Genomic DNA, 12,724 nt, shown 5'->3' on the forward strand with positions numbered 1-12,724 from the left:
CGTGACCTGCGCGTATCGGCCACGAAGGCACCCGAACGGGCCGCAACGGGCCCGGCACCCGATACCCGATCGGCTGCCGGGCCGGGTCGGGCTATGCTGCGGGGGTGCGGTATGCCAGGGGCCATTAGCTCAATTGGCAGAGCAGCGGACTTTTAATCCGTTGGTTGTCGGTTCGAGTCCGACATGGCCTACCGGGCGCGGGACGGGGCTTCGTAGCCTCTGACCTGCGAACGAACGCCCCAGCCGGGGATCTTCGGCTGGGGCGTTCTGCTGTCTCGGGGGGATCGCGGCCGCCCAGCAAGGAGTTGAGGGGAGGGCGGGACCGGCTTCCCGCACGGACGGCGGAGCCCGTACGCACACGCCCGGCGCCGTGGGTCCGCCCAAGGGAGCGGCTCCACGGCGCCGGCCGTCTCAGCCCCGGCCCGCATGCCGGGGCTGGCCGGAGACGGGGGAATGCTGCTCTCCGGCGCGCCGCGGGCGGCCGGTGTCGAGGACGCGACGTCGTGGCGATTGTCGACACCGGCCGCTGTTCTGGGTGCGTCTACGCCGGTCGTCCCCGCGGCACAGGGACAGCCGCCGCGCCCCTGGTGGACGGCGTTCGATGAAGCACACCGAGCAACCGCTTTCACCTGGGTCGATACGCACGAAGCCCCTGGGGACTTCGTGCGCAACAGTGTGGAGGGGCACCCCGCCCCCTTTCCAGGGGGCCGAATTGCAGATAATGATCCAGCCATCAACATCCGGCCCCGGGGCGGGGAGGGAGGGGAGCGCCCGCCACACGCCAGAGCCCCCGCAAGCTGCGTCAGCAGCACCAAATCGCGTCAGCCGGCTGCGCCGGCCCCATCAGCCAGCGGCACCAAGCCGCATCACCCGCACCAAACCCGCATCAGGTCGCCGTCACGTCACAACATGTCGCAACACGTCGCCCCGGGCCCCCCACGCCCCCGCCCCGCCGTCCCGCCACGGCGACAGCCGTTCGTCCCCGTCTCCCCGTGAACGAAGGTCCCGCCTTGCCGCCGCTCGCCGCACGTGACCGTATGGCCCTCAAGACGCTCCTGCGGGAGCGGCGCGCCGCCATCCACCCGGAGTCCGCCGGGTTTCCGCCGCGCCAGGCGGGGCCGGGCCGACGGGTCGCCGGGCTCAGCCAGGAGCAGATGGACCTGCTGCTGGAGCGCACCCCGGGCACGTACAACCGGTTCGAGAACGGGCAACTCAACCCCACCGCCGAGTTCCTGACGAACGTGGCGCGCACCCTGCGCCTCAACGAGCAGGAGTGGACGTTCCTGTGGCGGCTCACCCGGCGCGAGTACCCGCCGTACACCCTGCACCGCGACTCCGGGATGTCGGTCCCGGGCGTCTGGCAGCGGGTCGTCGAGCAGATCGACGGGGTGATGGCCTACATCACCGACGCCGCCTGGAACCTGCTCGCCCACAACACCGCGTTCGCCGAGCTCTTCCCGGGCGGTGAGGTTCCGGCCAACACCATGCGCTGGATGACCCTCGACCCCCGGGCGCGCGAGGACGTCCTCACCGACTGGGCGGACCGCTGGGCGCCACTGGTGCTGCCGCAGCTGCGGCACGCCGTGGAGATGCGGCCCAACCACACGGAGCTGCGGCACCTGGAGGCCGATGTGCAGGCCGACCCGGTCGCCGGCCCGCTCTACCGGGAGGCGGGGGACACCCCGGTCCCGTACCCGGACGGCTCGGAGCGGCCCATCCGGCACAGCCGGTACGGGCCCGGCTGGGTCACCACCTGTGTGGCCGAGCCCGTCACCTCGCCCGGGGCCCGGGTGATGCTGCTCCTCTACAGCCCGGGCGCCTCTCTCGTGAGCCGCCATCCGGTGCTGAGCGCGCCGCTGACGAGCTGAGCGCGCGACCGGCGTGGCCGAGGGACGGGGGCCGCGCGGAATGACTCCTTCCGGCTGAGCTCCGTGCACCTTTCCAGGGACGAATTCCAGCCGTCTCAGTTAAGTTGAGCTCTCGCCCGCCGGCCCTTAGAGGGAGCCCACCCGTGCCCGCTCACATAGCCCTCCCCGCCGTCGCCCTGCCCGACCACGTCATCGCCACGGACGAGATCTGCGAGGACATCCGGCGGGCCAACCCCGACCGGCCCCGGCTGGAGGCGCACCTGCGGATCGCCCGGGCGACCACCGTGCGGACCCGCCGTTTCACCCGGCCGCTGCACGCCCCGACCGTGGCCGGAAATGCCACCGTCGAGGAGCGGAACAGAGCGGCATACGAGGACGCCCTGGAACTCGCCGTCCGCTCCGGACGACAGGCCCTGGCCCACGCCGGCCTCGCCCCCAGCGACATCGACTGCCTGATCACCAGCCACACCACCTCCTGGACCGTGCCGTCCCTCGACATCGGCCTCGTCCGCGCGCTCGGCCTGCGCCCGGACGTGCGCCGCGTCCCCATGGCCACCGTGGGCTGCGCGGGCGGCGCGCACGGCCTGGTCAGGGCGGACCAGGACATCGCCGCCCACCCCGGCTCCCACGTCCTGGTCGTCGTCGCGGAGTGCCTGTCGACGGCCACGTACAACCACACCGACACCAGCCGGGAGTCGATGATCTACAAGGTGCTCTTCGGGGACGGCTCGGGCGCGGTCGTCGTCTCGGGCGCCCCGGCCTGGAGCGGGCCCAGCTTCGTCATCGAGGACACCTTCGAGTACGTCCTGCCCGACAGCCTCGACCGCTACCGGGGCCGCCTCTCGGGGGCCGGGCTCCACTTCGACTCCACGACCGCCGCCACCGCCTCGCTGGGCGACAGCCTCCCGGCGGTGCGCAGCTGGCTCGGCGGCAGCGGCAAGGCCCTGGACTTCGCGGTCGTCCACCCCGGCGGACCCCGGGTGCTCCAGGACGCGGCCGCCGGGTTCGGCCTGGACGGCGACCGCGACAACGGCGCGCTGCGGCACGCCTGGGCGAGCCTGGCCGTCAACGGGAACCTGGGCGGCTCGGCCGTCCTCGACGTGCTGGCCCGCACCTTCGCCCAGGCCCCCGCCGACGGGCAGTCCGGCCTGATCATCGGCTTCGGTCCGGGCTTCGTGCTGGCCGCCTCGCGCGGCCACTGGTCGGCGTGAGCGCGGTGCGGTCCGTAAAGCGGTACGGAGCACCGTCCCGCATGCCGTACAGTTGTGTTTACCGACGCGGGGTGGAGCAGCTCGGTAGCTCGCTGGGCTCATAACCCAGAGGTCGCAGGTTCAAATCCTGTCCCCGCTACTGAAGTCCTTGGGCCCGGCACATGCGAATGTGCCGGGCCTTCGGCATTTCCCCGCCCCGCCGCGCGAGCGCGTGCGCGTACAGTAGTCTCGCGTTTGCTATGCGCGACCATGCGGGCGGACCGCCGCGGGCGGCGACGCGGCGCAGAGCGCCCGCGGTGCCGCTCTTCCTCGCCCTGTGCGCGCTGCTGATGTGTCTCTCCCTGCCGCTCTCGCTGCCCCTGTCGCCCGCCGCGCCCTGGATCTCCGCGCCCTCGCACGCCAAGGGCGGCGTCCCCACCGCCCACGGTGGCCCGGCGGCGGCCCGCCGCCACGCCCGGGGGACCTGTGTGCACGGCCGGGCCGGGCCCCGCCGGTGCCGGGCTCGGCTGATCGCGACCGGCGCCGACCGGCACTGAGGGGCCGCGGAGCGCACCCGGTTGGCGGAGGAGCGTTCGCGGCCGGCGGCCCGGCCCGGCACCCTGGGTGGGGCGCGAGGGAACGGCGGCGCCCCTGCGGACGGGCGGGAGACCACAGGTGCGGCAGCGAACGGACGGCGGCGGCCGGGAGGGCTCCCGGCGTCCGGCCCTCGTGCGCGCCCTGCCCGCGCTGCTGCTGGTCGCCGGGGTCGTCCTCGACGTGACGACCCCGCCCGACCTCACCGCGGCGGCCCTGTTCGCCGCCGCCCCGCTGATCGCCGCCCCCTTCTTCGGCCCGCGCGGCACCGCCGCCGCGGGCGCCTCGGCGGTCGGGGCGGTGCTGTTCACCGAGTACTTCCACGACATCCCCAGCACCGGGGAGGCGGTCAGCGAGCTGTTCACCGTCACCACCGTGGGCGTACTGGCCCTGCTCACCAACGGCATGCTGCGCCGCAGCGGCGAACGCCTGGCCTCGGCACGGGTCATCGCGGAGACCGCCCAGCGCGCCGTCCTGCCGACGCCCGCCGAGCGGATCGGCGGCCTCCAGGTGGCCGCGCGGTACGAGGCGGCGCAGGCGGACGCGTTCATCGGCGGGGACCTCTTCGCCGTCCAGGACACGCCGTACGGGGTGCGCCTGGTCGTCGGGGACGTACGCGGCAAGGGGCTTGAGGCGGTCGAGGCGGTGGCCGTGGTGATCGGGGCGTTCCGGGAGGCGGCCGAGCAGGAGGAGACGCTGGAGGCGGTGGCCGGGCGGCTGGAGCGCGCGCTGACCCGGGAGGGCACCCGGCGCGACGGCCTGGACGCCGTCGAGGGGTTCACCACGGCCGTGCTCGCCGAGATCCCGCGCGACGCCACGGCCGTACGCCTGGTGAACCGGGGCCATCCCGAACCGCTGCTGCTCCACGCCGACGGGGCACTGGACGCGCTCGCCCCCTTTGATCCCGCGCTGCCGCTGGGGATGGCGGAGCTGGGGGTGTGGCCGGACCGGGCGGACACGTACCCCTTCCCGCTCGGGGCGACGCTGCTGTTCTACACCGACGGCCTCTCCGAGGCGCGTTCGGCCCGGCCGCCCGGGGTCTTCTACGACCCGCACGAGCGGCTGCGCGGCCGGATCTTCCCGGGGCCGCAGGAGGTCCTGGACGCGCTCGTCGACGATGTGCGCAGACATACGGGCGGGGGCGCGAGCGACGACATGGCGCTGCTGGCGGTGGGGCGGCCCGGGGCGCGACAGCCGGAGCGGCGGCGGACGATGCCGGTGGTGCCGTGACGGGCCGTGGCCTAACGACGCCCGAGCGCATGCCTTATGACGGAACGTCAGTTACTGTCGCCGGCGATTAGGGGGAACGGCTTGGAATCCGGTCCGCCTGTCTATTAACGTTCGATAACGCAGCGCGGTCGTCCCAGCCGTCGTAGAGGCGGCACCGTGCGCACGCGCCGAATTCCGCAAGGGAACCGGGGAACCACCACCTTGGGGTGAATCGAGCACCTTCGCACCGCCGAAGAGTGCCCGTAGGAGACCTTCCTGCTCCGAACCCTCCCCCGAACTCTCAAGGAGCAGGGGGGGACCCCCACCGCCAACCCGGTAGGCGATAGGAAGGAAAGGAGCACGCCGCCCCGTGGCGTCCAACGAGCCTGCCCTCGGCACCCCGCCGCTTCCCCCCGTCACCCTGTACGGGACCGCGCCCAGCGACACCGAGGTGTGGGAGGAGTGGAACCCCACGGAGGAATCCGTGTCCTCGGTGCGCGGCCGCCACCGCGTGATCAAGCAGCGCGGCGGGCTCGCCCGCAGCTCCACCGTCCTCGGCGTCGGCGTCATCGCGGCCGTCGGCGCGGGAGGCATGGCCACCGCGCAGAGCAAGCCGCCGGTCTCCATATCCCTGCCCGACTCCGTCGCGGACAATCTCCCCGATGTGAAGTCCCTGCCGGGCGTGGGCGCGCTGATCACCGGTATCGCGGGCGACGACAGGCCCGGCGCCGCACCGCAGGCCCAGGCGGACCAGGCCGTCGCGAACGCCCCCCTCACCATGGCGGGCGTCTCCCCGGCCGCGGCCGAACAGGGCGCCACCGGTGCCGGCGAGGCCCTGCGCGCCCGTATCCTCCAGCAGGCCGAGCAGCAGCGCAGCAGCGCCGACGCCGAGGCCAGGGCGGCCGCCGAGAAGGCCGCGGCCCAGCAGGCGGCGGCCGAGGCGAAGGCCGCGCAGAGCGCCGCCCAGCAGAAGGCGGCGGCGGAGAAGAAGGCCGCCGAGGAGGCCGCCGCGAAGAAGGCCGAGCAGGAGCGGCTGGCCGAGCTCGCCAGGAGCTACTCGCTCCCGGTCGCCTCGTACACGATCACCTCCACCTTCGGCGAGGCCGGCTCGATGTGGTCCTCCGGCCACCACACCGGCCTCGACTTCGCCGCCCCCACCGGCACCCCGCTCAAGGCGGTCCACGGCGGCACGGTCAAGTCGGCCGGCTGGTCCGGTTCGTACGGCTACCGCACGGTCGTCGAGCTGGAGGACGGCTCGGAGGTCTGGTACTGCCACCAGTCCTCCATCGCGGTCAGCGCCGGGCAGAAGGTGACGACGGGCGAGACCATCGGCCGCGTCGGCGCCACCGGCAACGTGACGGGTCCGCATCTGCACCTGGAGGTGCACACCCCGGGCGGCTCGGGAGTCGACCCGATGGCGTGGCTGCGGTCGAAGGGCCTGAATCCGTAGGGCGCCCGCCCGGCGACGGGGGGCGCGGAATAGGCGTGCACCGTCAGCCCGTTCACCCCCCATGACCACTCTGCGCCCCCTGGGCTCCTCCGACCTGTCCGTCTTCCCGCTCGCCCTGGGTGGCAACGTCTTCGGCTGGACCGCCGACGAGGCCGCCTCGTTCGCGGTGCTCGACGCGTACACGGAGGCGGGCGGCAACTTCGTGGACACCGCCGACGTCTACTCGGCGTGGGTCCCGGGCAACGAGGGCGGTGAGTCCGAGCGGATCATCGGCAAGTGGCTGGCGGCGCGCGGCAACCGCGAGGACGTCGTCATCGCCACCAAGGGCGGCGCGCACGCCTCCTTCAAGGGCCTCGCGGCCCCCACCATCAAGGCCGCCGCCGAGGAGTCGCTGCGCCGCCTGGGCACCGACTACATCGACCTGTACTACACGCACTTCGACGACGAGTCCGTCCCCGTCGAGGAGATCGTCACCGCCCTCGACCAGCTGGTCAAGGACGGCACGGTGCGTGCGGTGGCCGCCTCCAACATCTCCCCGGAGCGGCTCCAGGACTCGCTGGACTTCTCCGACCGCGAGGGCCTGGCCAAGTACGTCGCCCTCCAGCCGCACTACAACCTGGTCTCGCGCGACACCTACGAGGGCGCCCTCCAGGACACCGCGGGCCGCTCGGGCCTGGCCGCCGTGCCGTACTACTCGCTCGCCTCCGGTTTCCTCACCGGCAAGTACCGCCCCGGCCAGGACGTCGAGAGCGCCCGGGCCGGGAGCGCCGCCCAGCACCTCGGTACCGAGCGGGGCGTGAAGGTGCTGGCCGCGCTCGACCGCGTCGCGCGGGCGCACGGCGTCGAGCCCGCGAGCGTGGCCCTCGCCTGGCTCGCCGCGCAGCCGACCGTGGTCGCCCCGATCGCCTCGGCCCGGACCGTCGAGCAGCTGCCCGCGCTCCTCGCGGTCGCGGACCTGGAGCTCACGGACGCGGAGCTGAGCGAGCTGAAGACCGCCTCGGCGTAGACCTCGTAGATCCCGTAGATCCCATAGGCCCCGTAGACCTCAGCGCCGGTAGGGGTTGTACGGGGAGGGGGCCTGGCCGTAGCCGTACGGGGGCCGGCTGCCGTACGGGGTCCGGGGGTAGCCGTACGGCGGCTGGTTCCCGTACGGACTCTGGTTCCCGTACGGGGCCTGGTGGCCGTACGGGTAGGGCTGCGACGGGATCCAGACGCGGCCCGCCGCGCCCGCCGCGTACAGCAGCGCGGGGCCGGCCACCTCCCGGCGCGCCCACAGGTGGTGCAGCAGCTCCTGCTCGCGGGCCGTGAAGTCCGGCCCGGCCTGGGAGTGGCGGGCCCGTCGGCGCAGGAACGCCAGGGCCGTCGCGAACGCCTCGTACTCCGCGACCGTCCGGGCCGCCCGCTTGCCCCCGAAGGTGCGGTGGGCGAAGTCGCGGGCCATCGAGCGGGCCCGCATCGAGGAGAGCGCGAGCGGTTCGGCCGGGCCCAGCCAGCCCGCCGCCGCGTACGCCGGCAGCTCCGCCGCGACCGTGCGCAGCTCCCGCTGGCGACTCCAGACCGCCAGCCAGGTGAGCAGACCGAAGACCGGCACCATGAACGCGGCGTACACCAGGTAGAAGCCGTACGTCCCGAACGAGGACGAGCCGTTCCACAGCGCGTGCATCCCCATCGCGGACAGCAGGCCGAGCACCGGCAGACAGATCCGGCGCCTGCGGCGGCCCGGGGCCGCGAGCGCCGCGGCCCCGAAGCCTATGCCGGTGCAGACCGTGAAGAGCGGGTGCGCGAACGGCGACATCACGATCCGGACGAAGAACGTCGCCGCCGTCGTCGAGGCGAGCCCGGCGGTATGGCTGACCTGGTCCTCGCCGAAGGCGTTGCCGATGTACAGGATGTTCTCGGTGAAGGCGAAGCCGGTCGCGGTGAAGCCCGCCACGACGACGCCGTCGACTATCCCCTTGAAGTCCCGTCTGCGGAAAAGGAACAGCAGCAGCACGGCCGCCGCCTTGGCGCTCTCCTCGACGACCGGCGCGATCACGGTGGCGCCCAGGTGGTCGGCGGAGGACGGGTCGGCGGTCGCGGTGGCTATCCACTTGGTCGCGAACGAGTTGGCGATGATCGCCACAAGGGCGGCGGCGCACGCCCCCCAGGCGAGGGCGAACAGCAGGTTGCGCCAGGGGCCCGGGTCCACCCGGTCGAGCCAGCGGAACGCGGTGACCAGCAGCGGCACCGGCAGCACGGCGAGCGCGAGCCCCACCAGGAACCCCTCGGTGCCGGTCTGGTCCCGCACGATCGCGAAGATGACCAGACCGCACAGGGCGAGCAGGGTGATCAGCGCGCCGGCCCGCAGCGCCCTGGAGCGCCAGAAGTCGCGCCGCGGCCGGTAGCGCCACTTGGCGCGCTCCGGCACGGCGTCGAACCGGGGCTCGGCGCCGCGCTCCGGGACCGGCTGGAGCGGGCCCGGCGGCTGGCGTTGCGGAAGCGACTCGGACGACACCAGACGACCCTAACGAGGGGTAGGGACAATCCGCGACGGTGCGTGGGGTCGCCGTCAGGCGGAGGGGAGCTCGGCCGCGCGGGTGAAGAGCAGGTCGTGGACCACATGGCCCTTGTCCAGGCCCTGCCCCTCGAAGCGGGTGAGTGGCCGGAACGCGGGCCTGGGCGCGTATCCGCCGTCCGCCTGGGTGTTCTCGAACGCGGGGTGCGCGGTCAGCACCTGAAGCATCTGCTCGGCGTACGGCTCCCAGTCGGTGGCGCAGTGCAGCAGGGCGCCGGGCTTGAGCCGGGGCGCGGCCAGGGTGAGGAAGTCGGGCTGGATGATGCGGCGCTTGTGGTGGCGCTTCTTGGGCCAGGGGTCGGGGAAGTAGACGCGCAGCCCGTCGAGGGACTCGGGCGGGAGCATCTCGCGCAGCAGGATGATCGCGTCGCCGTTGGCGACCCGGACGTTGGTGAGGCCGCCGCGCTCGGCGAGGCCGAGGAGGTTGCCCTGGCCGGGGGTGTGGACGTCGACGGCGAGGATGCCGGTGCCGGGGTCGGCGGCGGCCATCTCGGCGGTCGCCTCGCCCATCCCGAAGCCGATCTCCAGGACGACCGGCAGCCCGCCGAACATCTCGTCCAGGTCGAGCGTGCCGTGCCCGTCGATGTCGAGGCCCCACTGGGGCCACAGCCGCTCCAGGTACTCGCCCTGGCCGGTGGTCACCCGGCTGCGGCGCGGCTGGAAACTGCGGATGCGCCGTTCGTGGTGGGACCCGGCGGGGTCGGCGACGGGACCCCCGGGGAACCGGGGCTCGCCCTTGGGGCGACGGGCGGGGGCGGGGGGCGGCAGCTCAGACACAATGAGCCGATTCTACGTGCCGCGGCCCGACGACGGCCCGCTACACCCGCGCCGCCCCCAGCACCCCCAGCGCCCGCCGGGCCACCTCGCGCCCGATCGGCAGGGACGCGGTGGCCGCCGGGGACGGGGCGTTCAGGACGTGGATCGTGCGGGGCGCCTCGCGGATGAGGAAGTCGTCGACCAGGGTGCCGTCGCGCAGCACCGCCTGGGCGCGCACCCCGGAGGGGGCGGGGCGCAGGTCCTCGTCCCGGACGTCGGGGAGCAGTCGGCGGACCGCCTCGGTGAAGGCGCGGCGGGAGAGCGAGCGGTGGATCTCACCCGCCCCGTACCGCCAGTGGCGGGCGGCGATGCGCCAGGTCCCGGGCCAGCTCAGGGTGGCGGCCAGCTCGGCGGGGCGGACCGTGCGCCAGTCGTAGCCCTCGCGGGCCGCGGCCGGGACCGCGTTCGGCCCGACGTGGACGCCGCCGCCGATCCCCCGGGTCAGATGCACCCCGAGGAAGGGGAAGGCCGGGTCCGGCACCGGATACACCAGGCCCTTGACCAGGCCGGGCCGCGCCAGGTCGTAGTACTCGCCCCGGAACGGCACGATCCGCATCCCCGGGTCGTCCCCGGCCAGGCGTGCCACCCGGTCGCAGTGCAGCCCCGCGCAGTTCACCAGCGCCCGGGCCCGGATCACCGCCCCGGTCGAGGTGCGCACGGCCACACCCGAGTCGGGGCGGCGCGATATCCGGAGGACTTCCGTCCCGTACCGGATCTCGGCTCCGGACAGCTCGGCCAGGCGGGCCGCCACCGCCGGGTAGTCGCAGACGCCGGTCGTGGCGACGTGGATCCCGGCGAGGCCCTGGACCTCCGGCTCGTACTCCGCGATCTGGGCGGGGCCCAGCTCGCGCACCGGGATGCCGTTCTCCCGGCCGCGCTGGACCAGGGCGTGCAGCCTCGGCAGCTCGGTGCGGTCGGTGGCCACGATGAGCTTGCCGGTCACCTCGTACGGCAGACCCTGCTCGGCGCAGAACGCCACCATCTCGGCCGCTCCCCGCACCCCGTACCGCGCCTTGAGGGAGCCGGGACGGTAGTAGATGCCGCTGTGGATCACCCCGCTGTTGCGCCCGGTCTGGTGGCGGGCGGGGCCGGGCTCCTTCTCCAGGACGGTCACCCGGGTGCCGGGCGAGGCCTGGGCCAGGGCATACGCCGTCGACAGACCGACGATCCCGCCGCCGATCACCAGCACGTCACAGTCGTACGCGGTCACCACCACACCTCCCACCCCAGATAGTGCACTGGCCCACTGACAATGCCGGTAAACCCGTGGCGGAAGTGATCTACGCCGGGGCCACCAGGAGCGGCCGGGCCCGCTCCCGCAGCTCCACCACGCGCGGCTCGTCCCCGTAGGGCTCCAGGCGGTGCAGCAGGTCCCGTACGTACTCGGTGGTGCGTGCCGAGGAGATCCGTCCCGCGACCTCCACCGCGCGCGTGCCCGCGGCGCAGGCGGCGTCCAGATTGCCCGACTCCAGCTCGGCCACCGCCGAGACCACGAGCCGCAGGCCGTGCGAGCGCACGAACTCCTCGGTGGGACGCGACAGCGCCTGCTCGGTGAAGCGGCGCACCTGGCGCGGGGCCTTCAGGTCGCGGTAGCACTCGGCCGCGTCGGCGGCGAAGCGGTCGTAGGAGTAGAAGCCCAGCCAGGAGGGGTCCGCGTCGCCGTCCCGGGAGCGCTCCAGCCACGACTCGGCGGCCTTGAGCGCGGCGCCGGCCGCGAGCGCGTCCCCCGCCTTCGCGTGCGCGCGTGCCTCGACGAGCCGGAAGAAGCTCATGGTGCGGGCGGTCGCCAGGCCCCGGTTGCGCTCGACGGCCGCCTGCGCGAGGTCCACGCCCTCGTCGGCGAAGCCCCGGTAGGTGGCCTGGAGCGACATGGAGGCGAGCACATAGCCGCCCAGCGGCACGTCGGCCGCCGCGCGCGCCAGGCGCAGCGCCTGGATGTAGTAGCGCTGCGCGGCCTCCTGCTGGCCGGTGTCGAAGGCCATCCAGCCGGCCAGTCTGGTCAGCTCCGCGGTCGCCCCGAACAGGCCCCGGCCGACCTCGTCCGAGTACGAGCCGAGCAGCAGAGGGGCCGCGTCCACCCGCAGGCACTCGGGAACCATCGACGAACGCCAGTCCCCGCCCCCGTACTTGGAGTCCCAGCGGCGGGCGTCCTCCGCCGCCTCGCGGAGTTTGGCCACATCGCTGTGGCCGACCTTCAGCGGTGTCCCGGCCGCCCCGTCGTGGTCGCGCGCCACCGACGAGTCGGCGGGGGTTATGAGCCAGCGGGAGGCCGGGGTCGCGTACGCGGTGACCGCGAAGGATCCGGCCAGCGACTGCCAGATGCCGCCGCCCGCCCGCCGCCCGGCCAGATCGAGCCGGTAGAGCTCGGTCGCGGAGCGGACCGCCTCGCCCACGTCGCGCGGGAACGCCAGACCGACCTCGGGCGCCGGGTCGGCGTCGGCGAGCCCGATCTCGTGCAGCGGCACCGGGCGGCCGAGCTTGGCGCCGATGGCCGCCGCGATCAGATGGGGCGCGGCGCCCTGCGGCACCATCCCCTTGGAGACCCAGCGGGCCACCGATGTCTTGTCGTAACGAAGCGTCAGACCGCGTTGCGCACCGAGGTCGTTGACCCTTCTGGCCAGTCCGGCGTTGCTGATTCCCGCGAGGGCGAGAACGGTGCCGAGCTTCTCGTTCGGCCCGCGTTGCTCCCTGGACATGCGCCACCCCTCGACACAGACGGCGTCCCCCGGGGCCGCGCCCCGGGGTCCGTCCGGCCGCACAAGCGTGTGGCCGTGCCCCCAGGAATATGCCGCCCGCGGAGAACAGCAGTGCACCCAGCGTAGTTCGCCGCCTCCCTACCGTTAAGGGGCGGCGTTCCGGATGGCGGGATTGCTGTCCGTACGGACCCGTCGGGGCCAGGGGTGTGTGCTCCGGGTGTGTGGCCGTGCGCGGTGCGTGCGCTCTGGCCCGCCGAGGGCGGACAGCGCTTCCATGTCAGGTGCGTGGGTCGGCCCGCTGAACTGGATCCAGTGGGCTGGGGGACACCGCCGCCTCAATCCCCGCG

10 protein-coding genes, 2 tRNA genes and 1 riboswitch are annotated in these 12,724 nt (G+C 73.8%); of the genes, 8 read left to right on the forward strand and 4 right to left on the reverse strand.

What is annotated here, in order from left to right; translation table 11 throughout:
* Positions 1-118 precede the first annotated feature (118 nt).
* The 8 genes from ACZ4MU_RS04050 to ACZ4MU_RS04085 all read left to right on the forward strand — a co-directional run bounded on the left by ACZ4MU_RS04050 (position 119) and on the right by ACZ4MU_RS04085 (position 7,317).
* Positions 119-191 (forward strand) — tRNA-Lys (locus ACZ4MU_RS04050).
* Positions 192-992: 801 nt separating this feature from the next.
* Positions 993-1,868 (forward strand): MmyB family transcriptional regulator, encoded by an 876-nt coding sequence (locus ACZ4MU_RS04055; protein WP_467870514.1) that lies wholly within the window; start codon positions 993-995, stop codon positions 1,866-1,868.
* A 143-nt stretch (positions 1,869-2,011) separates the two neighbouring features.
* On the forward strand, positions 2,012-3,079 hold the full coding sequence (locus ACZ4MU_RS04060) for a PhlD (RefSeq protein WP_467870516.1): 1,068 nt from the start codon (positions 2,012-2,014) through the stop codon (positions 3,077-3,079).
* A 65-nt stretch (positions 3,080-3,144) separates the two neighbouring features.
* Positions 3,145-3,218 (forward strand) — tRNA-Met (locus tag ACZ4MU_RS04065).
* Between the two features lie 100 nt (positions 3,219-3,318).
* The gene (locus tag ACZ4MU_RS04070) at positions 3,319-3,615 is read left to right on the forward strand and encodes a hypothetical protein (protein WP_467870517.1); all 297 of its coding nucleotides are present in this window, start codon (positions 3,319-3,321) and stop codon (positions 3,613-3,615) included.
* A gap of 118 nt (positions 3,616-3,733) precedes the next feature.
* Complete coding sequence (locus tag ACZ4MU_RS04075; RefSeq protein ID WP_467870518.1) at positions 3,734-4,882, forward strand: PP2C family protein-serine/threonine phosphatase; 1,149 nt, start codon at positions 3,734-3,736, stop codon at positions 4,880-4,882.
* Between the two features lie 155 nt (positions 4,883-5,037).
* Positions 5,038-5,219: riboswitch (cyclic di-AMP (ydaO/yuaA leader) on the forward strand.
* A 12-nt stretch (positions 5,220-5,231) separates the two neighbouring features.
* The gene (locus ACZ4MU_RS04080) at positions 5,232-6,311 is read left to right on the forward strand and encodes a M23 family metallopeptidase (RefSeq protein ID WP_467870521.1); all 1,080 of its coding nucleotides are present in this window, start codon (positions 5,232-5,234) and stop codon (positions 6,309-6,311) included.
* Positions 6,312-6,372: 61 nt separating this feature from the next.
* A complete protein-coding gene (locus tag ACZ4MU_RS04085) occupies positions 6,373-7,317 on the forward strand; it encodes an aldo/keto reductase (RefSeq protein ID WP_467870523.1) in 945 nt (314 codons plus the stop codon).
* Between the two features lie 39 nt (positions 7,318-7,356).
* On the opposite strand, the gene ACZ4MU_RS04090 is transcribed toward ACZ4MU_RS04085, so the two are convergent.
* The 4 genes from ACZ4MU_RS04090 to ACZ4MU_RS04105 all read right to left on the reverse strand — a co-directional run bounded on the left by ACZ4MU_RS04090 (position 7,357) and on the right by ACZ4MU_RS04105 (position 12,377).
* The gene (locus tag ACZ4MU_RS04090; protein WP_467870524.1) at positions 7,357-8,805 is read right to left on the reverse strand and encodes a PrsW family glutamic-type intramembrane protease; all 1,449 of its coding nucleotides are present in this window, start codon (positions 8,803-8,805) and stop codon (positions 7,357-7,359) included.
* A gap of 54 nt (positions 8,806-8,859) precedes the next feature.
* Positions 8,860-9,642: a tRNA (guanosine(46)-N7)-methyltransferase TrmB gene (gene trmB, locus ACZ4MU_RS04095; RefSeq protein ID WP_467870526.1), complete on the reverse strand. Its 783-nt coding sequence runs from the start codon at positions 9,640-9,642 to the stop codon at positions 8,860-8,862.
* A gap of 40 nt (positions 9,643-9,682) precedes the next feature.
* Positions 9,683-10,891 carry an L-2-hydroxyglutarate oxidase gene (lhgO, locus tag ACZ4MU_RS04100; protein WP_467870528.1) on the reverse strand — a complete coding sequence of 403 codons (1,209 nt, stop codon included), beginning with the start codon at positions 10,889-10,891 and terminating at the stop codon, positions 9,683-9,685.
* Positions 10,892-10,961: 70 nt separating this feature from the next.
* Positions 10,962-12,377 carry an MFS transporter gene (locus ACZ4MU_RS04105; RefSeq protein ID WP_067162776.1) on the reverse strand — a complete coding sequence of 472 codons (1,416 nt, stop codon included), beginning with the start codon at positions 12,375-12,377 and terminating at the stop codon, positions 10,962-10,964.
* Positions 12,378-12,724 lie beyond the last annotated feature (347 nt).

The organism is Streptomyces sp. NPDC026377 (assembly GCF_055567715.1).

What these genes read in the sequence shown, in the direction of transcription:
- ACZ4MU_RS04070 (WP_467870517.1), top strand. Translation starts at nt 3,319, where the DNA reads ATGCGCGACCATGCGGGCGGACCGCCGCGGGCGGCGACGCGGCGCAGA.
- ACZ4MU_RS04085 (WP_467870523.1), top strand. Translation starts at nt 6,373, where the DNA reads ATGACCACTCTGCGCCCCCTGGGCTCCTCCGACCTGTCCGTCTTCCCG.
- ACZ4MU_RS04105 (WP_067162776.1), bottom strand. Translation starts at nt 12,377, where the DNA reads ATGTCCAGGGAGCAACGCGGGCCGAACGAGAAGCTCGGCACCGTTCTC.